This is a genomic window from Eikenella corrodens (assembly GCF_003990355.1).
Classification (GTDB): Bacteria; Pseudomonadota; Gammaproteobacteria; order Burkholderiales; family Neisseriaceae; genus Eikenella; species Eikenella corrodens_B.
Genome location: NZ_CP034670.1, coordinates 692,664 through 713,250, shown reverse-complemented (window position 1 = coordinate 713,250; position 20,587 = coordinate 692,664). Strand labels below are relative to the sequence as shown.

The 20,587-nt window shown below is 52.4% G+C and carries 19 protein-coding genes and 5 pseudogenes; 14 read left to right on the top strand and 10 right to left on the bottom strand.

Annotation, left to right across the window (positions count from 1 at the left end; all coding sequences use genetic code 11):
• Window positions 1-11: 11 nt before the first annotated feature.
• Window positions 12-430: pseudogene (locus tag ELB75_RS03675) on the top strand (IS1595 family transposase); the annotation flags it as partial.
• A gap of 193 nt (window positions 431-623) precedes the next feature.
• On the opposite strand, the gene ELB75_RS03670 reads toward ELB75_RS03675, so the two are convergent.
• Window positions 624-803 (bottom strand): hypothetical protein, encoded by a 180-nt coding sequence (locus tag ELB75_RS03670; RefSeq protein WP_126982736.1) that lies wholly within the window; start codon window positions 801-803, stop codon window positions 624-626.
• An 845-nt stretch (window positions 804-1,648) separates the two neighbouring features.
• On the opposite strand from ELB75_RS03670, the gene ELB75_RS03665 reads away from it, so the two are divergent.
• From ELB75_RS03665 to ELB75_RS03650, 4 genes and pseudogenes are all read left to right on the top strand, one after another.
• Entirely contained in the window at window positions 1,649-2,176 is a 528-nt protein-coding gene (locus ELB75_RS03665; protein WP_126982757.1) for a hypothetical protein, read from the top strand.
• A gap of 101 nt (window positions 2,177-2,277) precedes the next feature.
• Window positions 2,278-2,874: a M91 family zinc metallopeptidase gene (locus tag ELB75_RS03660; protein WP_164726791.1), complete on the top strand. Its 597-nt coding sequence runs from the start codon at window positions 2,278-2,280 to the stop codon at window positions 2,872-2,874.
• A 60-nt stretch (window positions 2,875-2,934) separates the two neighbouring features.
• Entirely contained in the window at window positions 2,935-3,381 is a 447-nt protein-coding gene (locus ELB75_RS12445) for a hypothetical protein (RefSeq protein WP_164726789.1), read from the top strand.
• 10 nt (window positions 3,382-3,391) lie between these two features.
• Window positions 3,392-4,398: pseudogene (locus ELB75_RS03650) on the top strand (IS5 family transposase).
• Window positions 4,399-4,616: 218 nt separating this feature from the next.
• Here the strand turns inward: ELB75_RS03650 and ELB75_RS03645 are convergent.
• A protein-coding gene (locus tag ELB75_RS03645) for an IS5 family transposase (protein WP_126982325.1) occupies window positions 4,617-5,412 on the bottom strand; the annotation gives its coding sequence in 2 pieces (ribosomal slippage) (window positions 4,617-5,045 and window positions 5,047-5,412; 795 coding nt in all).
• On the opposite strand from ELB75_RS03645, the gene ELB75_RS03640 reads away from it, so the two are divergent.
• The 3 genes and pseudogenes from ELB75_RS03640 to ELB75_RS03625 form a co-directional block, all read left to right on the top strand.
• Window positions 5,413-6,141, top strand: coding sequence for a hypothetical protein (locus ELB75_RS03640; protein ID WP_126982754.1), 729 nt, complete (start codon window positions 5,413-5,415; stop codon window positions 6,139-6,141).
• A gap of 563 nt (window positions 6,142-6,704) precedes the next feature.
• Window positions 6,705-6,956, top strand: a pseudogene (locus ELB75_RS03630) (IS30 family transposase); the annotation flags it as partial.
• A 26-nt stretch (window positions 6,957-6,982) separates the two neighbouring features.
• Window positions 6,983-7,480: pseudogene (locus ELB75_RS03625) on the top strand (HAD-IC family P-type ATPase); the annotation flags it as partial.
• Window positions 7,481-7,678: 198 nt separating this feature from the next.
• On the opposite strand, the gene ELB75_RS12620 reads toward ELB75_RS03625, so the two are convergent.
• Window positions 7,679-8,074: a hypothetical protein gene (locus tag ELB75_RS12620; RefSeq protein ID WP_206501487.1), complete on the bottom strand. Its 396-nt coding sequence runs from the start codon at window positions 8,072-8,074 to the stop codon at window positions 7,679-7,681.
• A gap of 46 nt (window positions 8,075-8,120) precedes the next feature.
• Between ELB75_RS12620 and ELB75_RS03615 the strand changes: the two genes are divergently transcribed.
• Window positions 8,121-8,786, top strand: a complete 666-nt coding sequence (locus tag ELB75_RS03615) for a hypothetical protein (protein WP_126982752.1) — start codon at window positions 8,121-8,123, stop codon at window positions 8,784-8,786.
• Window positions 8,787-9,169: 383 nt separating this feature from the next.
• Here the strand turns inward: ELB75_RS03615 and hslO are convergent, their stop codons facing one another.
• The gene (gene hslO / locus ELB75_RS03610) at window positions 9,170-10,057 is read right to left on the bottom strand and encodes an Hsp33 family molecular chaperone HslO (RefSeq protein ID WP_126982751.1); all 888 of its coding nucleotides are present in this window, start codon (window positions 10,055-10,057) and stop codon (window positions 9,170-9,172) included.
• A 121-nt stretch (window positions 10,058-10,178) separates the two neighbouring features.
• Here hslO and rfaD point away from each other — a divergent pair, with 121 nt between their 5' ends.
• The 4 genes from rfaD (at window position 10,179) to ELB75_RS03590 (ending at window position 14,052) form a co-directional block, all read left to right on the top strand.
• Window positions 10,179-11,180 carry an ADP-glyceromanno-heptose 6-epimerase gene (gene rfaD / locus ELB75_RS03605; protein WP_126982750.1) on the top strand — a complete coding sequence of 334 codons (1,002 nt, stop codon included), beginning with the start codon at window positions 10,179-10,181 and terminating at the stop codon, window positions 11,178-11,180.
• Window positions 11,181-11,382: 202 nt separating this feature from the next.
• Window positions 11,383-12,060: a response regulator gene (locus ELB75_RS03600; RefSeq protein WP_126982749.1), complete on the top strand. Its 678-nt coding sequence runs from the start codon at window positions 11,383-11,385 to the stop codon at window positions 12,058-12,060.
• Window positions 12,061-12,150: 90 nt separating this feature from the next.
• Window positions 12,151-13,491, top strand: a complete 1,341-nt coding sequence (locus tag ELB75_RS03595; RefSeq protein WP_126982748.1) for an ATP-binding protein — start codon at window positions 12,151-12,153, stop codon at window positions 13,489-13,491.
• A 75-nt stretch (window positions 13,492-13,566) separates the two neighbouring features.
• Complete coding sequence (locus tag ELB75_RS03590) at window positions 13,567-14,052, top strand: hypothetical protein (RefSeq protein ID WP_126982747.1); 486 nt, start codon at window positions 13,567-13,569, stop codon at window positions 14,050-14,052.
• A 171-nt stretch (window positions 14,053-14,223) separates the two neighbouring features.
• Here the strand turns inward: ELB75_RS03590 and ELB75_RS03585 are convergent, their stop codons facing one another.
• The 6 genes and pseudogenes from ELB75_RS03585 to ELB75_RS03565 form a co-directional block, all read right to left on the bottom strand.
• A complete protein-coding gene (locus ELB75_RS03585; protein WP_126982746.1) occupies window positions 14,224-14,712 on the bottom strand; it encodes a YbjQ family protein in 489 nt (162 codons plus the stop codon).
• 9 nt (window positions 14,713-14,721) lie between these two features.
• The gene (locus ELB75_RS03580) at window positions 14,722-15,036 is read right to left on the bottom strand and encodes a YbjQ family protein (RefSeq protein WP_126982745.1); all 315 of its coding nucleotides are present in this window, start codon (window positions 15,034-15,036) and stop codon (window positions 14,722-14,724) included.
• A 165-nt stretch (window positions 15,037-15,201) separates the two neighbouring features.
• A pseudogene (locus ELB75_RS12615) lies at window positions 15,202-15,386 on the bottom strand (IS5/IS1182 family transposase); the annotation flags it as partial.
• A complete protein-coding gene (locus ELB75_RS03575; RefSeq protein ID WP_431306050.1) occupies window positions 15,364-15,495 on the bottom strand; it encodes a hypothetical protein in 132 nt (43 codons plus the stop codon). The gene ELB75_RS03575 and the pseudogene ELB75_RS12615, both read right to left, overlap by 23 nt.
• Before the next feature lie 334 nt (window positions 15,496-15,829).
• A complete protein-coding gene (locus tag ELB75_RS03570; RefSeq protein ID WP_126982744.1) occupies window positions 15,830-17,371 on the bottom strand; it encodes a TolC family outer membrane protein in 1,542 nt (513 codons plus the stop codon).
• Window positions 17,372-17,670: 299 nt separating this feature from the next.
• Window positions 17,671-19,104 carry an HlyD family type I secretion periplasmic adaptor subunit gene (locus tag ELB75_RS03565; protein ID WP_126982743.1) on the bottom strand — a complete coding sequence of 478 codons (1,434 nt, stop codon included), beginning with the start codon at window positions 19,102-19,104 and terminating at the stop codon, window positions 17,671-17,673.
• Window positions 19,105-19,910: 806 nt separating this feature from the next.
• Here ELB75_RS03565 and ELB75_RS03560 point away from each other — a divergent pair.
• Window positions 19,911-20,585 (top strand): hypothetical protein, encoded by a 675-nt coding sequence (locus ELB75_RS03560; RefSeq protein WP_126982742.1) that lies wholly within the window; start codon window positions 19,911-19,913, stop codon window positions 20,583-20,585.
• Window positions 20,586-20,587 lie beyond the last annotated feature (2 nt).

Here is a 20,587-nt window from a genome sequence, read left to right as displayed (position 1 = left end):
AATACTTGGTAAAGGGCCGACGTGGTCGCGGTGCGGCGGGAAAAGTGGTTGTCTTTGGCATCCTGAAACGCAATGGACGGGTCTATACCGTTGTCGCAGATAATGCCAAGTCCGATACTTTGATGCCTGTATCAAACAGAAAATCATACCGGACAGTATTGTTGATACCGATAGTCTGAGCAGTTACGACAAGTTGGACGTGAGCGGTTTTATCCATTACCGCATCAACCATTCCAAAGCGTTTGCCGACCGTCAGAACCACATCAACGGCATTGAGAATTTTTGGAATCAGGCAAAACGCGTCTTGCGCAAATACAACGGAATCGATCGCAAATCTTCCCCGCTGTTCTTGAAAGAATGCGAATTTCGGTTTAACTTCGGCACACCGTCCCGGCAGCTTCAAACCCTGCGGGATTGGTGTGGAATTTAGGGCTAATCTACGTCAGCCCCTAAATTTAAAACGGGACCAGGCAGCGAGACGCAAACAGTACAAGCAGTACGGTAAGGCGAGCCAACGCTGTAGCGTTTAATTTAATTCAACTATATCCAACATACGGCGACGCATCGCGCTTATTCCTGCCAATCCGCGAAAACTTCGCGCTCTTGTCTGCCTTGGGCACATTCTATGCCGCCTCCCGCCAATTCGCGGGCAGCGGCATCACATCTCTGCCAATCGGCTCGCTTGGCAGAAACACCACATCGCCGTTTTCATCCCAGCGGATATACACCGTATCGCCTTCAAAATGGCAGTAGGCAGGCACACGGCTTGGCGGCGGCCGTTGGTAAACAGTTTGGCCGTGCATCGCTATTCTCTTCTCTGAGCCATGCATATTAATCGTTACACGCAGCCTCAGACCCTAACAATTCCAAATAATTCCAAAATCCAATTACCACACTCTGCCAAACAGCTTGCACAACCTGAGGCTTACCATCTATCGAAAGCACGGGAATCCGCTGCCATGCAACAACTAGGGCGAGGTATCAGGGATATGGCAAGGCATGTGGAGGTTAACGAGGCGGGGAACGGTGTGTTTTTCAGGTAGCCTCCTGGCGGCGAAGGTTGGTTACAGGCTTTTCTTTCCCATTGTTTCTACTGAAATAATATATTTGCCGCACCGAAATAGCAGGCATACAATTACTCTAAACCCCCACACCATCCATGCGAATGCCGGTTGGCTTGGAATGCCGGAGCAAAGCAAGACAGGTGTTGTCTGCCCGCCCCCACGCCCTAAAGCTACCTGAAAAATTTCCCAAGCCGGTGTCTGGGCTTTGCTGGACTTGTTCCTTACGGATGGCCTTCCACATAAGGCCAGTAAAGTACAGCAACCGTAGCATAGGTTAGGATGTGTGCGTTCCGCACACACGTGGTTTTCAGTTTTTAGACAGATCATCCTCTTTACAGGCCATCTGCAAACGTAGCTTCAACGAAGCTACAAACCGTGTGGGCATAAATGTTCACGTTATGCTTACTTACATGCTAATATTCATATTTTTGTATTACTAAGATTTTATGAAGAATAATCTCTTTATTTATTTTTTTAGCGTCTTACTTTTTTCAATACTCTCAATACTTACAGGCTGCTTAAAGGAAAGTGAAAATATTCAAAATAACCATAGAAATGAAATCATCATAAAGGAGACCAATAAAATGATAGAAAAAAAAGATGCTCAACACGGCCAAAATGAGAATATAATATTCACAGAAAATCAAGAGGATGTAGATCTAGATATGATCGTTAACGAATTGATAAATGATAAATCTACTACATTAGAGGCTTGGTTATTCCCCCCGGAAATATTAACTGAACTACCAGTTACTATAGATAACATGAAAAATAAAGACTATTCAGAAGTATCTTATATAAAGATTAATGATAGTAATAAAATTGGCTCATTACTTAATTTTCTTCGTGATCAATATAAAATTTCATCACCCTCCTCAGTGGAAAGCTCAGAACAAGATTTTTTATATAGTAGAGCATGGTTAGAATTCTACAGTAAATCAAAAAATATTCGTCTTATTGTTAATTTAAATAATCTTGAATGGACATCACCTAATATATTAATTCAATTAAAAGTTTATTCCGAAAATATTAATTATCTATACCAAATAAGAGAAATAGATAGTTACGCTTTAAGGCCTAGGATTAGCGAGCTAGAAAGTAAAGCAAAGTAATTATTTAACTTATAAAAATTAAGGAAGTATTATGACATATTCAGGAAGAAGCTCAGTAAAAGTCGGGATTTTTACTGTTCAGAAATGAAAATGGAAGTCCTGTGACTATACATCAAGAACAGTCTGTTAGAAATGCTTTAAATTATCTTCGTCAGAGTTCTACTGCTCGTGAAGTGTTAGATAAAGTATCACATCAAGAGAAAGCTCCGGATATTGTTTTAACCAATGGAGGTAACGCCTATTACCCCTCTCCTGTTAAAGTTAATGGGCACGTAGTTCCTAAATCTGAGTGGCATTCCGTTCGTTGGAATCCCGATCGCTCTATGGGGATAAGATCGGGTAATGGGGATGGTCATCGCTCTCCTGCACTTGGTCTTTTCCAAGAACTAGCCCACTCGGCTGACACCAATAGAAACAAAGTAATCGATACGAATGAATACAGATCATCAAGTGATTCTTATTTAAGAGGTATGCTTAATTCAAAAGAACGGTATTCAACTGAATTAGAACAAAAAGTTGCTCGTGAACTTGGAGAACCTATAAGAAATTTATATATTGATGCATATTCAATAAATAAACGAGCTGAAAATGTAGCAAGCGTAGCCTACTTGTGTAGTGTGTGTGCGGAACGCACGCACGCGGTTTCAGGTAGCCCTTCCCCTTCAGGCTATCTGAAAACGCAGTTTCAACGAAGTTAAAAATCACACAGGCATAAATGCTATCCTTACGTTTGATAATACTATCTGGAAACCCTTATTATGAATAAATCTCCTACCTCCGCAAGAAAGAATAGAATACAAATCCTCTTGACTACATTTATTTTACTTTTCACCATTGCCGCCTGTACCCAGCAAACAAGCCAATCCCCTACGGAAACAGTGACAAGCCAAGCTTCTATACCGATTACGCAACGACCCCATTTAACCCATGCAGAATTTAGTGATTTCTATGCACTATATCTGCAAGATTACGAACAATCTAACCAAATCATAAACAGAAAACGGCTAAGTATACAAAACCAGACCATACGTGGCTTTTTCTCTTCTGATTTGAATAGTAAATTCTCTCAAGGCAGCTCAGAGTTAGTATATTTATTGATTGTGGATGGTGTATATCATCTTTTGATTCTAGCTGAATATGATAACACTTTTGGAGACCTTTGCAAAATCCCCCAAAATCCCCTAAATTCCCACCAAGACATTTAGGGGATTTCTCATGAGCACCTTCTTCCAGCAAACCGCCCAAGCCATGATTGCCAAACACATCGACCGCTTCCCACTATTGAAGTTGGATCAGGTGATTGATTGGCAACCGATCGAGCAATACCTGAATCGTCAAAGAACCCGTTACGTCCGAGACCACCGCGGCCGTCCCGCCTATCCCCTGCTATCCATGTTCAAAGCCGTCCTGCTCGGACAATGGCACAGCCTCTCCGATCCCGAACTCGAACACAGCCTCATCACCCGCATCGACTTCAACCTGTTTTGCCGTTTTGACGAACTGAGCATCCCCGATTACAGCACCTTATGCCGCTACCGCAACTGGCTGGCGCAAGACGACACCCTGTCCGAATTGCTGGAACTGATCAACCGCCAACTGGCCGAGAAAAACCTAAAAGTAGAGAAGGCATCCGCCGCCGTCATTGACGCCACCATTATTCAGACCGCCGGCAGCAAACAGCGTCAGGCCATAGAAGTGGATGAGGAGGGACACGTCAGCGGCCAAACCACACCGAGTAAAGATAAAGATGCCCGTTGGACAAAGAAAAACGGCCTCTACAAACTCGGTTACAAACAACATACCCGTACCGATGAGGAAGGCTATATCGAGAAACTGCACATCACCCCGCCAATACCCATGAGTGCAACCACCTGTTGCCTTTGCTGGAAGGAATAGCCAAAGACACAACCGTCTATGCCGACAAAGGCTACGACAGTGCGGAAAACCGGCAACACCTGAAAGAGCATCGGTTGCCGGACGGCATTATGCGCAAAGCCCACCGCAACCGTCCTCTGACGGAAGCGCAAACCAAACGTAACCGATATTTGTCGAAGACCCGTTATGTGGTCGAACAAAGCTTCGGTACGCTGCACCGTAAATTCCGCTACGCCCGGGCAGCCTATTTCGGACTGATTAAAGTGAGTGCGCAAAGCCATCTGAAGGCAATGTGTTTAAACCTGTTGAAAGCGGCTAACAGGCTAAGTATGCCTGTTGCCGCCTAAAAGGAGGCTCGGATGCCCGATTATCAGGTATCCGGGGAGAAAAAAAGGAGATTGGGAACAAAAAACAGCCGGAAGCCTGGGTTTGGGCTTCGGCTGTTGGGTGGAGGGGGATTTTTGCAAAGGTCTCTTTTGAATATACACGTCTGTATGAAAACGGCGTACCAGAGAACCTAATTAAGACCGAACAAGCCACCATATTAGACCTCTTGCGAAAATATTCATCCCATCGCATTAACCAGTCCTGCAATCAGATTTGCCCTTAACCCGAACCGTTTCCGCCTGTTGCGGTAAGGCAGCGACAATATTTTGAATATCTTCAGTTTCCTGTTGATGTGCTCGATGACGGTTCTGAGTTTGCCTAACCGCCTGTTCGCCTCTTTATCCTGTTTGTCCGGCGGATGACGTTTGGATTTCTTTTTCGGGGTCTGTAATCCGGTTTTGGCCAATCCTTGATAACCCTTATCCGCAATGACTATTTTGTAGGGATAAAGCTCTGCAAGGTGCCTCTTGGCTAAACGCATGTCATGCCGGGCACCCATCCCCGTCCGGATGCTGATGATTTTTTCCGTTTCCCTGCCGTATATGACCCGGATTTTAACCGTGTGCCGCCTTTTCTTGCCGCTGTAATACTGCCGCTGTTTTTTTGGGACGTTCAATCGGGCTTTCGGTAACGTCAATGATGACCGTTTGGTCGCCCGGATTCTTGTGCTTTGGCAGGGAGAAGCGTTTGCAACGGATGAGGGCGTCCTCGGTTTTACGGATGGTGCGGCAGACATTGCTTTCGGAAAGGCCGTAGATGGCGGCCAATTCGAGTTGGGTATGGTAATGACGCAGATAGCTTAGGGTAAGCAGCAGTTGGTCTGCCAAACCGAGCGTATGCGGCCTGCCTGACTTGACCTTCCGGCTTTCTGCTTCTGTGGTGACTTGCAGCATTTCGTGAAAAAGGACGGGCGTTACACCTGTGAGCCGTTTGAATTCGCTATCGCTTCTTTGGATGAGGTTTTCGTATTTCATTTGGGAATTGTAAATCTTCAGGATACTTTCGCAAAAGGTCTATTAGTTAATTTAGAAACTGGCTCTGTGATTCAGAATGAGGAAATAGACAAAATGAGGGTATATAACTATTTAGAATCAGCGAAATCTATCGTTGAAGTCCCAGCTATTACAGGCGAGCAAAAAGCCATATTTATGGAACAAGAAGAGCCTGCATATTATTGTGCAAATAAAATCTATCACGGCTGCCATCATCCGATATACTATGACACTGGCTATCATCTTGGAGAATATAGATATGCCTTCTATACCAGCGACAGCTCATATCAGCCTATAAATAACAAGCCTTTATATATAGGCTTTTATCGTTATGCCAACAATGACTCCAAAGCACTAGAAAATACTCCGTTTTCAGCACCTAAAACCCTAATTATCAATAGACCTGTTAGAGTTAAACTAGATCAACCCAATACCTATATCGATTCGAAACATATTCCTGCCGACTTTGTCGGTAATATACGAACATTATGGCAAATTGACAAAAACCGCCGCTATTTAGTTTATTTTGGTAAACAGTATCCATTTCTATTTCTAATTATGGATGGTGAAAAGGGATTGAATATTCCAGAGAACCAATTTGACGGAATCAGTTTTGTACCTTATGTTGAAGTATATGCAAAATTTGGGCAATACACCGATTACCGAAAGCGTGCTAAAGATTTATCGCGCTGGATTGACAATAGAAGCTAACCAATAGGAGCAAGCGTAGCCTACTTGTGTAGTGTGTGTGCGGAACGCACGCACGCGGTTTCAGCTTTCAGGTAGCCTTTAAGAAGACAAAGGCTACCTGAAAAAACACCATTTCAACGCAGTTAAAAAAGTGCAGGCTGCTTTTTAACGGCTTCAAAGCCCTAAAAAGCAGCCTGCACATCCGAGAACTGCCCGACGGCGGGGTACAGCAATGGCAATACGCCTACGCCCCCTTCGGCCGCCGAATCAGCAAGGAGCGCATCGACAAAGGCAGCCTGCACAGCACCGACCCCAAACGCACCATCTTCATATGGGACGGCAGTAAGCTGGTTCAGGAGTACAACTACAAAGGCACATACACCTATATCTACACCGACCAGGACAGTTACGAACCCTTAGCCCACGTCTTTTACAACAACAAAGACGAGAAACTCTACCTGTCCTACTACCACACCGGCTAAATCGGCATTCCCCGCGAACAGACGGATCAGTTCGGGAATATCCTGTGGCTGGGGGAATACGATGCGTGGGGCAGCCTGCAAACAGAGAACAAGATTTACCGCCACATGAAGGCGGCAGAGGCATTGGATGCGAAAACTTACTTCTGCCGCCCCTACCACTCCTGGGAGCGGGGATTGAATGAAAACACCAACGGGCTGATCCGGCAGTATTTCCCGAAAGGGACGGATTTCAACGAAATCAGCGATACCCAAATCCGCCGCGTACGGCAGGCATTAAACAGTCGGCCGAGAAAGACATTGGGTTATAAAACGCCTAATGAGGTGTTCTTGGGCAGGTTGGTGAGGTTGATTTAGGTGTTGCACTTGAAATACGAATGTGCGGTCGTCTGAAAAAACACGGCATCGACGTTTACATCATGAGCGGCGACAACCAAGGCACGGTCGAATACGTCGCCAAACAACTGGGCATCGCACACGCCTTCGGCAACATGAGTCCGCGCGACAAAGCCGCCGAAGTGCAGAAACTCAAAGCCGCCGCCGTGGTGATGGTCGGCGACGGCATCAACGACGCGCCCGCGCTCGCCGCCGCCAACGTCAGCTTCGCCATGAAAGGAGGTGCGGACGTTGCCGAACACACTGCGTCCGCCACTCTGATGCAGCATTCGGTCAACCAGCTCGCCGATGCCCTGCCGGTGTCGCAGGCGACTTTGAAAAACATCAAGCAAAACCTGTTTTTCGCCTTCTTCTACAACATCTTGGGCATCCCGCTCGCCGCACTCGGCTTCTTAAACCCCGTCATCGCAGGCGCGGCCATGGCGGCAAGTTCGGTTTCGGTGTTGGGCAATGCGTTGAGGTTGAAGCGGGTGAAGATTGAGTGAAACGTGGCAAAGGCTACCTGAAACGCCATACGCCCAGTTTTATTTTTCAGGTAGCCTCAAACTAGGAATCAACCGATGAAAAGCTATACGCTCGATATTCCCCACTTTAAATATCCAAAATCATTTGAAAAAATCGTCGAACTAAATTTAGTCGATTTCGATATTTGGCATCTACTCGATAGCGATTGAGCCGCCGAACTATACCAAGGCCTGCAAACCCGTTATCCCGACAGGAAACTGATCCCCTTCGCCAAACGCAGCGATTGCGATGACACTACCTGCTTCGAAATTGGCAATGGCGGCAAAGTCCAGCTTATCCACGACTTCGCCAGCCCCGGCTGGGAACAGCGTCAAGAATTCCCCGATTGCTGGGCATGGCTCGCCCAAACGGTGAACGACATGATCGAATACAATCGGGAAGACGGATCCTGTAAACCTCAAACCGGCTGATGAGCATCCTCCCATTTTCAGGTAGCCTGCCTTGAAAACCGCCGCATAAGCCAGCAAAATAACATCTCTCCTTGATGCCGCATACGCTACCGCTTCAACGGCGAGCAGTTTGTCCGTTTGAACTGAAACCGCCAACCACGCCACCCAACACTTTTCAGGTAGCCCCGAAGGCTACCTGAAACCCATCACCATGCTCCGCCACGCCCTCATCGCTCTGCAAACCCTCTTTGCCACCCCGCTACATGCCCGCCATGCCGCCAAAACCGATGCCGCCCTCGCCACCGCCCTGCAACACAACGGCAGCCAACCAGCCGACCTCTTCGCCGAGCAGCTTGAAGGCTGCCTGAAAACTACCGAATCCTGGGCCTGCCGTTTCAGCCAAACCCGCGCTGCCGGCCTGATGATCCACAGCAGCGCCGACGGCCGCGTGCGCAGCTTCACCCCGCCGCACAACCCCAGCAGTCTGCTCCAAGCCCGCAGCCCCGGCGGCCACACCAGCGTGCAAACCCTGCCCGGCCACATCGAACGCCTGCACACCCTCCGCCTCAGCGGCTACGGCTACGCCTACCTCCTGTTCACCGGACACACCGATGGCGACCACACCGAAAAATCCCTCCTCCTCCACTTCGCCGTAGAGCAGCTCCAAGCCATGCCCATCATCCAAACCGCCCCCGCCGCCGAGCCCACCCACCGACTCAACATCGCCTACAGCGGCCAACACGCCAACAACTATTTCTTCTACGAATCAGGCAGCCACACCATCAGCCAGCCGCAAATCAGCAGCCATACCCACACCCCCACCAACCGCCGCCTCAAATACCGCTTTAACGGCCAATTGTTCGTGCCGCACAGTTAAACCAACAATGAGGCTACCTGAAAACCATTCCGCATTTTCAGGTAGCCTCATGGCAGACAGCAGCACAATTTCCACATTTAAGGGCTTAAACTTTATAGTGAATTAAATTTAAACCAGTACAGCGTTGTCTCGCCTTGCCGTAACGTGTGTACTGTCTGCGGCTCGCCGCTTTGTCCTGATTTTTGTTAACCCACTATATTCGCCCGCACAACGCCCCGACTGTCTAAAACTGCGTGCATTCCGTATTCCTCCCGCACACCAATCTGTATTTTCAGGTAGCCTGCAACGGCACAGGCTACCTGAAACATATCAAGCAAAAGGCTACCTGAAAACCGAAAGCCGGTTTTTCAGGTAGCCTTCATGCTGATTAAGGCAACGCCGCTTTATTGCAGCTGCTGCCCGGTCATGGCTTCGATTTCCATGCCGAACAGGGCTTGCACGTCGGTGTCGTCAAACACGTATTTTTCGCCGCAGAAGTCGCAATCGACAGCAATACTGCCTTGTTCGGCCACGATGTTGCCCACTTCCTGCCTGCCCAAAAGCAGCAGCATATCGCTCACTTTGCCGCGCGAGCAGGTGCAGGCGAATTCGATTTGTTCGGGCTCGAACACGCGCGGCGGGGTTTCGTGGAACAGGCGGTAGAGCAGGTGTTGGGCGTCGAGCCCGATCAATTCCTGCGGGGTAACGGTGTCGGCCAGGGTGGTGTAGTGCATCCAAGCGTCGGCGTCGATTTGCTGTTCGGGCAGCCTTTGCAGCAGCAGGCCGCCGGCGGCGTGTTCGGAAGCGGCGAGACTGATGTGGGTGTCGAGCTGCTCGGAGCGGCGCATATAGGCGCTGAGCATTTCAGCAATGCTGCTGCCTTCGAGCGGTACGATTCCTTGCCAGGGTTCGCCTTCGTTGGGCTGGAGGGTGATGCCGAATACGGCGTTTTCGCCGAGCAGATCAATCAGGCTGCGGCCGTCGTCTAAGTTGGCTTGTTCGTTCCAGCGGGCGGTGGCGCGACAGCTGTGGTTGGAATCGGTTTCGGCCACGAGCATTTTGAGGTCGCCCTGCCCTTGGATTTGCAAGATGAGCTTGCCGGGCAGCTTGAGATTGCTGGAAAGCAGGACGCCGGCGGCCAGCAGCTCGCCCAGTGCGCTGCGGATGGCGGCGGGGTAGGGTTTGCGCTGTACGATGTGCTGCCACACGCTTTGCAGCTGCACATGCAGGCCGCGCACGGGCTGGTCGTCGAAAATAAAGCGGGTGCGCAGGTTGGCGGATTGGGTGGTCATGATGCTGTCCTTGTTGTTATCTTGTATTGGGCTGCTATATGGTTTCCAAGGGCGGATATTCAAGTTTCAGGTAGCCCGAAATCGGTTAAAATACCTATCAACCCGTTATCAGGAAAAGCTCATGACCATCATCGTTACCGGCGCCGCCGGCTTTATCGGCAGCAATATCGTGCACGCGCTCAACCGGCGCGGCATCACCGACATCATCGCGGTGGACAACCTCAGCCGCGCCGACAAATTCCGCAATCTGGTGCAGGCCGATATCGCGCACTATCTGGACAAACATGAATTCATCCGCCAAGTGCGCACCCACCAAATCGACGGCGGCGACATCGAAGCCATCTTCCACCAAGGCGCCTGCTCCGACACCATGAACCACGACGGCGTGTACATGATGGACAACAACTACCAATACACGCTCGACCTGCTCGATTGGTGCCAAGACGACCGCATCCGCCTGATCCACGCCTCCTCCGCCGCCGTATACGGCAAAGGCCAAACCTTCCGCGAACAGCGCGAATGGGAAGCCCCGCTCAATGTATACGGCTATTCCAAATTCCTGTTCGATCAAGTATTGCGCCGCCGCATGGCAGAAGGGTTGCACAATCAAGTGGTTGCCCTGCGCTATTTCAACGTATACGGCCGCCGCGAGCAGCACAAAGGCCGCATGGCCTCCGTGGCCTACCACCACTTCCACGAATACCGCGAGCACGGCCGCGTTACCCTGTTCGGTAGCTACGACGGCTACCCCGCCGGCGCGCAAAGCCGCGACTTCATCTGCGTGGAAGACGTAGTCAAAGTAAACCTCTTCTTTTACGACCATCCCGAAGTATCCGGCATTTTCAACTGCGGCACCGGCCGCAGCCAGCCCTTCAACGACCTGGCCGCCGCCACCGTAAACGCCTGCCGCGCCCGCGAAGGCAAGCCCGAACTGCCGCTGGAAGAACTGGTGGTACAAGGTTTGATTGTGTATAGCGAATTCCCCGACGCGCTCAAAGGCAAATACCAAAGCTTCACCCAGGCCGACATCAGTACCCTACGCGCCGCCGGCTATGCCGAAGCATTCGACGACGTGGCCACCGGCGTGCGCCGCTATGTGGATTGGTTGGCCGAGCAGGATTAAGCGCCACACCGTAGCATTCTGATTTCAATCTACTATACTTAGTTGCACTTATGTTTTCAGGTAGCCCTTCCGATATGGAGGCTACCTGAAAACATAGCAGCGCAAAGTTGCTGCCAAGCCCAAACCTTCCCGCCCTAATTTCCCCCTAATTCACGCCTGCTATACTGCCACCATACCCCCACCCACCCCAAGCCAAACCGCCATGCGCATCCTCCTCATCGAAGACGACACCATGATTGCCGACGCCGTAGCCGGCAACCTCAAAGACAGCGGCTACGCCGTAGATTGGATCAATAACGGCCGCACCGCCGTTACCGCCTTCGGCAGCCAAAGCTACGACCTCATCCTGCTCGACCTCGGCCTGCCCGGCCAAGACGGCCTCGACGTATTGCAGCAGCTGCGCGGCAGCGGCAACCCCACCCCCGTGCTCATTCTCACCGCCCGCGACGACCTACACAGCCGCCTCTCCGGCCTCGACGGTGGCGCCGACGACTACCTAATCAAACCCTTCGACATGGCCGAATTGCAAGCCCGCATCCGCGCCGTCCTGCGCCGCCAACACCAACGCACCAGCCCCCTGCTGAGCAACGGCGCCCTCACCCTCAACCCCGCCGCCCACCAAGTGGCAATCACCGGCCAGAGCAAACCCGTTGCATTGAGCAACAAAGAATTCGCCATCCTCGAAGCCCTGCTCCAACGCCCCGGCACCATCCTTTCCCGCAGCAGCCTCGAAGACAAAATCTACGGCTGGGGCGAAGAAGTGGAAAGCAACGCCATCGACTACCTCATCCACACCCTGCGCAAAAAAATCGGCAAAGAACACATTAAAAACATCCGCGGCGTCGGCTGGATGGTGCCCAAAGAACCCCAGCCGGATTGAACTCATGCCGCTCATCACCGCCACCCCATAAGGCTACCTGAAATCCGGCAAGCGGCTTAAAATCAGAACATTAATAAACCTTAAACCTCCATGCGCCTCCCCATCCCCTTCCGCCACTCCATCCAGCTGCGCCTGGCCGCCGCGCTCAGCGCCGCCCTGCTGCTCGCCGCACTCCTAGCCGGCGGCTTTGCCTTTTACGACAGCTACCGCAGCACCAACAAACTGCAAGACGACCTCCTGCGCCAAATCGCCGCCCACATCGACCCCAACAGGCTACCTGAAAACACCGAAAGCCAGCGCGACGCCCACATCCGCATCCAAACCCCCGCCGGCGAACGCGCCCGAAGCCGCGATAGCGACGACGATGATGACGACCACATCACCCTCCCCGCCAACTTGCCCGAAGGCCTACACACCTTCCAAGAGCCCGATGGCGACGACACCTACCGCGCCTACATTCGACACACCCCCCAAGGGCCCGTCGCCGTGCTCCAAGAAAACGACTTCCGCGAAGACATGGCCGAACGCGCCGCCTGGAGCAGCGCCCTGCCGCTCATCCTGCTCGCCCCCCTCAGCATCCTGCTCACCATCTTCATCGTCCGCCGCACCATGCAGCCCGTGCACCGCCTTTCCCAAAGCCTCGAAGCGCGCCGCAGCAGCGACCTCGCCCCCCTGAGCACCGAAAACATCCCCAACGAAATCCGCGGCTTCATCCAAGCCATTAACCGCCTGCTCGAGCGCACCCACCAAGCCATTCAGCAGCAACAGCGCTTCATCGCCGATGCCGCCCACGAACTGCGCAGCCCCATGACCGCCCTTTCCCTGCAAGCCGAACGCCTGGCCGCCAACAGCCTGCCCGAACCCGCCGCCGGCCAGCTCGCCAGCCTCCTGCAAGGCATCCACCGCAACCGCCGCCTGCTCGAGCAACTCCTCTCCCTCTCCCGCGCCCAAGCCCCCGAAGCCCAGCGCCCCCAAGAGCACCTGTCCAGCCAAGACCTCTTCCGCAGCGTGATCGAAGACCTCCTTCCCCTGGCCGAAGCCAAAGAGCAAGACCTCGGCGTATCCAGCCCCGACAACCCCGTCTTCCACGCCAACGAAGCCGACCTTTACACCCTCGTCAAAACCCTGGCCGACAACGCCATCCGCTACACCCCGCCCGGCAGTCAAATCGACTTAAGCGCCGAAGAAACCCCCGGCCACATCATCTTCCGCATCGAAGACAACGGCCCCGGCATCCCCCCCGCCGAACGCAGCCGCGTGTTCGACCCCTTCTACCGCATCCTCGGCAGCGGCCAGGAAGGCACCGGCCTCGGCCTCTCCATCGCCCGCACCATCGCCGAACGCCACGGCGGCCGCATCGAACTGGCCCAAAGCCCCCACCACCCCAGCGGCCTGCTCGTGAGCGTGTATCTGAGCAAACAATATTTGTAGCGTTTTTCAGGTAGCCTCTTCATTAAATGCTACCTGAAAAACGATAATTGCCAGATTTTTGCAGAGTGGGTATTTATGCCCGCTCTGCGCCTGTTGGTCTTCAAACAATATAAATATAGGTTTTATATGGAGCACATATTTGAATTAGATAACATACTATCCAAATATAGGGGAGAGTTTGATAATTATTGGTATGATTATTTAATACTTGATGCTATTGATATTTTAAATAAATTTAACGATGCTGAATGGAAGCATTTATTCGATATCTTGCAGAGTCAAAAAAACGAACTATGGTATTTAGCACTTATTAGCATACTGTCTGATACTAAAAATTTTTCTAATGCATTAGAGCTTTGTATTTCAATTTTTAGGGGGAATTCATATGCCGTTCAAATTGCCACTATAGATACTATTAATGCCATTATGAGTGGTAAAGATATAAGCATAAGAATTATTAACGAGATTAAATACATGGTTGTAAATTTCACCCCGAAATCCACAATAGACGATATTGTATATAACGCACTTTTATCTAATTTAGCGGGTAGGCTGGGTTAGCAAACCCAACGTTTTCAAGTAGCCTGAAAGAGGGCTACCTGAAAGAGAGTATATGGGCATAACTGCCCACACGATGCTTGCTGTAATCCGGTTTGACCAAGAACAAAAGGCCGTCTGAACTTTTCAGACGGCCTTTCATTCTTGGCATCAATGATGCGGGGACTAAACCGGCTAAGACAACCGTCCTGCCGTGCCATAAGCCAAAACTTCAACCGTACCTACCACGCCACCTTGTTGCGGTTGATAGATATTGTCCAAAGAGGCCGTTTCCAATTTGAAGTTCAACACGGCATTTGCCCCTTTCGCTGCAGCCTGTTCTTTTAGGCGCAGTACGGCTTCGCGCCGTGCGCGGTCGAGCAAGGTTTCGTAGCTGCGGATATTGCCGCCGAAGAAATTACGGAACGCTGCCAGCATACGGCGGAAATAATCGCTGGAAACCACAACTCCCGCATAAACCAATTCCCCGCCGCTGAAATCCTGCGGCGGTTTTTTAACGGCAATCACCATAATATGCCGCAGTGCAGCTTCCCGCGCCTCTATATCGGCATAATGTTTCCGCTCAATATGGCGGCCGGTGAAATAGGTGATCAGCAGCAGCCAAATCGGCCACAGGTACACCAGCAGCAGGATAATGGAGAAACCATCGTTGTCGTTCGACATCGCAGCCTCCTATTCCAAAACCACAGCTGTACCGTAGGCAAAGATTTCGGCAGCCCCTGCCGCTACGGATGCGGTGGAAAAACGCACATTTACCACCGCATTGACCCCGGCCTGATGCGCCTGTTCGACCATGCGTGCAATCGCCTCATCACGGGCTTCGTTTAAAAGCTCGGTGTAGCCCTTCAGTTCGCCGCCAACCAGGTTTTTCAAGCCCGCCATAAAATCCCGGCCGACGTGTTTGGCGCGCACGGTCGAACCCTGAACCAATCCCAAATGGCGGACGACGTTGCGGCCGGGAACAGTTTCAATATTGCTCAATAACATCGTATTCTTCCCTTTTATTACATTGATATTTTATGCAGGCTGACTTGATAAAAGTCTGCGGCAGTGCCGTTATGGATAACGGTTGCCCATCATATCATTTCCGCCAACGCCCAACCAATTCGGCCACCATCTTGCGGCTGCTTCCGAGCAAGCTTCTCCGTTGAGCCGGGCCACTGCCTGCCCACGCGGATAATCAGCGCTGTTCTGCACCTCCACGTATAGTGAATTAAATTTAAACCAGTACAGCGTTGTCTCGCCTTGCCGTACTATTTGTACTGTCTGCGGCTCGCCGCCTTGTCCTGATTTAAATTTAATCCACTATATTTTTCAGGTAGCCTCCGCCTCCTCCGCAAAGCTCTCCTGCAAAATCCGCAACACGGCGGCGGTACGGGCGGTTTGCACGCGGTGGGGCGTTACGGCATAGAGGGCAACGGCGGGCAGCTGCCAATCGGGCAGCAAGCGTAGCCCGCATGGGTAGGGAGGGTGCGGTACACACGGTTTTCAGTTTTCAGGCACCCACCCTTCAAGCTATCTGAATAAAGTGCAGGCTGCTTTTTAACAGCCTCAAAACTCCCGTCAGCCTGCTCGTGACCGTGTATTTAAGCAAACAATATTTGTAGTTCGGTTTCAGGTAACACCATTCATCAAGGATGTAGGAAACAGTAGCGTTGTTTCCAGTATTTATAATACTGGCATGAACATGCACAAAAACACCAGCCTCACCCATACCGCCGTAAAGCCATTTGGTTGGTTTCTACATAGGAGTTAACAGGATATCGTTAATGTTGCGTGATTAGCGTCGGTTGGTAGGGCGGCGGCGTTGCGCGGCCGGGCGGGATGGTTGCTTATCCGTCTGCAGAGAAGATATATCTTCACCGGCAGCCGATTCGTTTGCCAGCGGCGGTGGGGCATCGGTAGATGTGGAGAAAACACCAGTTGTTCCGTCTGCTTGGCGGGGAAGATGCTGTGTGGCGGGGATGGCAGGATTGGCCGGAGTGCTTGCACGGCGGGCTTTCGGATTACCGGCAAACAATTCGCGGCGCAGCTGCTGCTGCCGGGCAGCCTCCCCCAGCACGCCGGATTCTTTCAGCAGCCGCATATAGGCCAAGACATAGCCGTAGCGTGCCTGTGCCAGTTGCTGTTCGGCATCGGCGGCAGCTTGTTGTGCCTGCAGTTCTTCCAGCAGGCTGCGCACGCCCACTTGCCGCCCCAAACGGGTGGATTCCAGTTTGGCGCGGTTGCTTTCTAATAGGCGCTGCTGGGCGAGGATGCGGTATTGGTGGCCGTAGGCATCGAGGTAGGCTTGGCGCACCGCCTGCCGCACTTGGCGCTCGGTGGCGGTAAGCAATTCGTGCTGCTGCAATTCGCGGGCAGTGGTTTCTCGGATACGGCTGTTGGTTTGGCCGCCGTCGTATAGCGGCAGATTCAGTTGCAGGGTAACGCTGCCGCCTTTGCTTCGGTAGTGCTGGTCTGCACGGCCGTAGCTTTGAGTGTTGTGGTGGTCTTGATAGCCGCCGTTGAGGGTGAGGCGCGGCCAACGGCTGCCTTGGGCGGCTTCGCGGCTGCTGCGCGCCTGCTGCCAGGCCCAGCGTTGCTCGATCCATTGCGGATTATGCCGTTCGGCCAAATCTTGCCAGTAGTTTTCCTTTTGTTGCAACCAATCGGGCAATTCGCCGGGGCGTAACGGCTCGATTTGGCGCGAGTCCAGGCCGGTGAGGTTGTCTAATGTGCTGCGTGCCAGTTCCAGCCGGCTGACGGTGGTGATTTCTTTGGCCAGCGCAGCATCGTAGCCGGCGCGGGCTTCTTCGATGTCCACCCGCGTGGCCGCACCTTTTTCAAAGGCGGCGCGTGCCTGCTGCATTTGGCGGAAGTAGGCGGCTTTCTCTTGCCGGATGGCTGCCCAAGTGTCCTGCTGCTGCAAAACCTCGCAATAGGCTTGGGCTACCTGAAACAGCAAATCATCGCCGCTGCGCTGCAATTTGGCCGCGGCCTGTTGCGCCGCTTGCCGCCCTTGGCGGTATTGCGCCCACAGCGAGCGGTCAAACAATACTTGGCTGGCCTGTATGCCCCAACCGTGGCTCACGGTGTTGCTGGAAAGCGAGGCCGGTTGGCGTTGATACAGCGCATTGGCGCTGATTTGGGGCAGCAGCGGCGCCCTTGCCTGCGCTTTTTGTTCGATTTCCGCTTGATAGCCGTATTGTGCGGCGGCATATTCCGCCGAATGCTGCTGTGCCGCCTCGAAGGCCTGAATCAGGTCGAAGGCATATGCCGGCGCGGCACAGCCGATCAGCAGGCACAGGGTGAAACAGAGACGGGATAGGGGAGGGCGGAACATGGTGGATAAGATTGGGATGAATGGTTGGGAAAACTCAGCATTTAGAGGATAAGCGGGAGAGGTTGTCTGTGCCGAACAACTTTCAGGTAGCCTTTTCGGGAAGCGGGTAATTAATCATCGCCGAACAGACAGGCTACCTGAAAAGCATCAGCCTCAACGCGGCCAGAATCCGGTCATTGGGCTACCTGAAAACCCAGGCAGCTATCGGGCGCATATTTCGGCTGCCGGCCGTTTTAACGCCGTTGAAGCTTAGGCTTTCAGGTAGCCTCAACAGCCTTACCTGCTCGTCCGGCCGGGCATCAACGCTCTTTCAGGCTCTCCTGAACCTTGGTCTGCAGGGGGCTGATCAAATAATCGATTACGCGGCGGCGGCCGGTTTTGATTTCCGCGCTCACATTCATGCCGCCGGTGAGCTTCACTTTTTGGCCGTCGATCACCAAATAATCCTGATCCAGCGTGATCAATACGGCAAACACCAAGCCCAGCTGCTGATGCTCAACGGCATCAAAACTCACGCTCTTCACCTTGCCGGTGAGGTAGCCGTAGTGGGTGTAGGGGAAAGCTTCCACTTTCACCACCACCGGCTGGCCGGCGCGCACAAAGCCGATATCGCGGTTGGGCAGCAGCGCCTCGATTTCCATTTGCTCTTCGTCCGGCACCACCACCATAATCGGCTGTGCCGCCGTTACCACCCCGCCCACAGTGTGCGTGGCCAGCTGCTGCACCGTGCCGTCCACCGGCGAAGTGAGCGTCATCCACTGCTGCCGCTGGCGTGCCTTGCCGGTTTGCGCCGACAGCTGGGCAATTTGTTCTTCCGCCTGGCGCAGCGCATCCAATGTGTCGCGGCGCAGGGTTTGGCTGTTCAAACGGCGCTGCTGTTCCGTTTCGCGCAGGCTCTCGCGGATTTGCTGCAAACGGTTGCGCTGCGCCGCCAAATCGCTACGGTATTGAATCAATTTGCTTTGCTGCTCGTAATAAGCATGCTGCGAAATAAACTGTTTGGCCAGCAAGTCTTTGAAATCCGCCGTGCGCTGCTGCTCGATGGCTGTAAGCTGCGAAAGCTTTTGCTCCTGCGCCGCCGCCTCGCGCAACTGCGCCTGATGGCCGCGCCACACCGCCTGCAACTGTTCGTCCTGCTCCAGCCAGGCCTGATACTGGTTGCGCACCAAAGTTTGTGCCTCCGCCAAAGCCTGCGGCGGCAAACCCTCTTCCCCTTCCGCCGGCAACTGCGGCGGCTCATGCTTATCCAGCGCCGAGAGCAGCGCCTGCTGGCGCAAACGGCTCAATTTTGCCGCCTGCAAAGCCTGCTCCGCCTGAGTGTAGTCGCTGTCCGAGCCCACAGCCGCCAGCTTCACCAACACCTGCCCCGCCTTCACATGCTGGCCGTTGCCCACCGCAATTTCCTCCACCACCGCCGTTTCCAGCGGCTGGATGGTTTTGCTGCGCCCGCCCGGTGCCGTTTTGCCCTGAGCCACCGCCACAATATCCATCTGCCCGATGCACGCCCACAGCAGCGCCAACAGCGCAAACAGCATAATCAGCCGCGCACTCCATTTCGGCGCGGCGGAAAGCGGCGTTTCGGTCAGCTCCAAATGGGCGGGGAGAAAAGCCAGCTCGTCCGCATCGCGCTTGGGCGGGTCGAGCTGGTCGCGGACAGCCCACACATTGCGCCAAACGGTGCGGTAGCGGCCGAGGAAATCGCGGAGGGCACCAAGGCGGACAAAGCGGGACATAATCTTAGAGAAGGGAGATAAATTAAGAATGGCGCGATACTAGCCCAGAAGCGCTGTTTGGTAAAGAGCGGGCAGCGGATAAAACGCCAAACCGCCTGCTGATTGGGCCGAAAAGGCACAACCCGCAACAAGAGGCTACCTGAAAAACCAAACCGCTGCCAAGCCAACCCGGCAGCAGCCCAATCAGGCCGTGTTTTTCAGGTAGCCCTAGGTATCAGGCAATCTCCTGCCCGATACGGAGGAGCAGGTGGAATAAAGGCAGGTTAGCCCGGCTGTCCATACCTTTCCATACACCGGAGGCAGGATTGGAAAAACAAGCCAACTATCTGGCTGGATTGAATAAATAGCATATTCCTGCCGGATATATGCAAAGTATTATTAATTGCTTGCCAGCCGCCGCCCCCGCAAGCTACCATGCCGTACATAAACGATACCGATACGACCCAATCCGGAGCCCAAATGGATTCCCCCGCGAACACGCCGTACCGCCGAACCATACAGCAACACCGCTGCCGCCAGCATGGCCTTCATGCTGCGCACAGCGGTGTTTTTGTTTGACAGGTACGGATGGGCAAGAGGCTACCTGAAAACAGGCGATGAAGATTGGTAAAGAGCAAAAGAAAGGATTTTCAGGTAGCCTTTTGCCCAATTCTATATACAATTAATTGATGGGATTGTAAGCTATAATTTATAGTGGGTTAAAATCGCAATTCTAACACGTTGGGTCGCCTCAACGTACTCTCTGTATACCTCGCGGATTACCGCCTTGTATCATTTTTATTTTAACCCGCTAATAGGAGTAAAACATGTATGGACTGGCTATTATATTTTTGTTTTTCTTTTCGCTGATTTTGTGGATTGTGCTGACAAGATTGGCCGTTAAATTCGGCAGAAAGATATTCACCCGGATGTTGCCACAATATGGTTGGGCAGGGAAGGCCGGAGCATTTGCCGGATTTATGCTGCTGATGGGCGGCTGGATTGTGAAGTGGGAAATTGAGAACTGGCAGGCAGTCCGTCATGCCGAGGAAGCATGCAAAAAAACGGGGGTATGGGTATATGTGGATCCTGAGGAGTGGAAACGGACGGTGGGCGGCGAGGAAGCTTGGCGGGAGTTGGGCTATTATCCTTATGCCGGCACTTCAAAAGAAGTGGGCACGCGTTATCCGGAAACAGTGAATTTTGAAGGGATAGAGTATCAATTTAGCAGTAGAGAAAATGCACGTGTGGCATGGTATACTAATTTTAAGTTGTCTAATAAACCATATGTCTCACTATGGAGCGAAATATATTATGATGCCGTCAGTAAAAGGGTATTGTATAAGGCAACAACCTCCTATCTTCAACAACCATCAATAGAAGAGGGATTTAAGGGTTTTTTTTGGAGCGGGGAGAAAGACTGCCGAAGCATATACAAATTGAAGCAAAGAGAAGTTTTCCACCAATTTATATATTTACCAACCAACCATAAGGGATCTTAAGT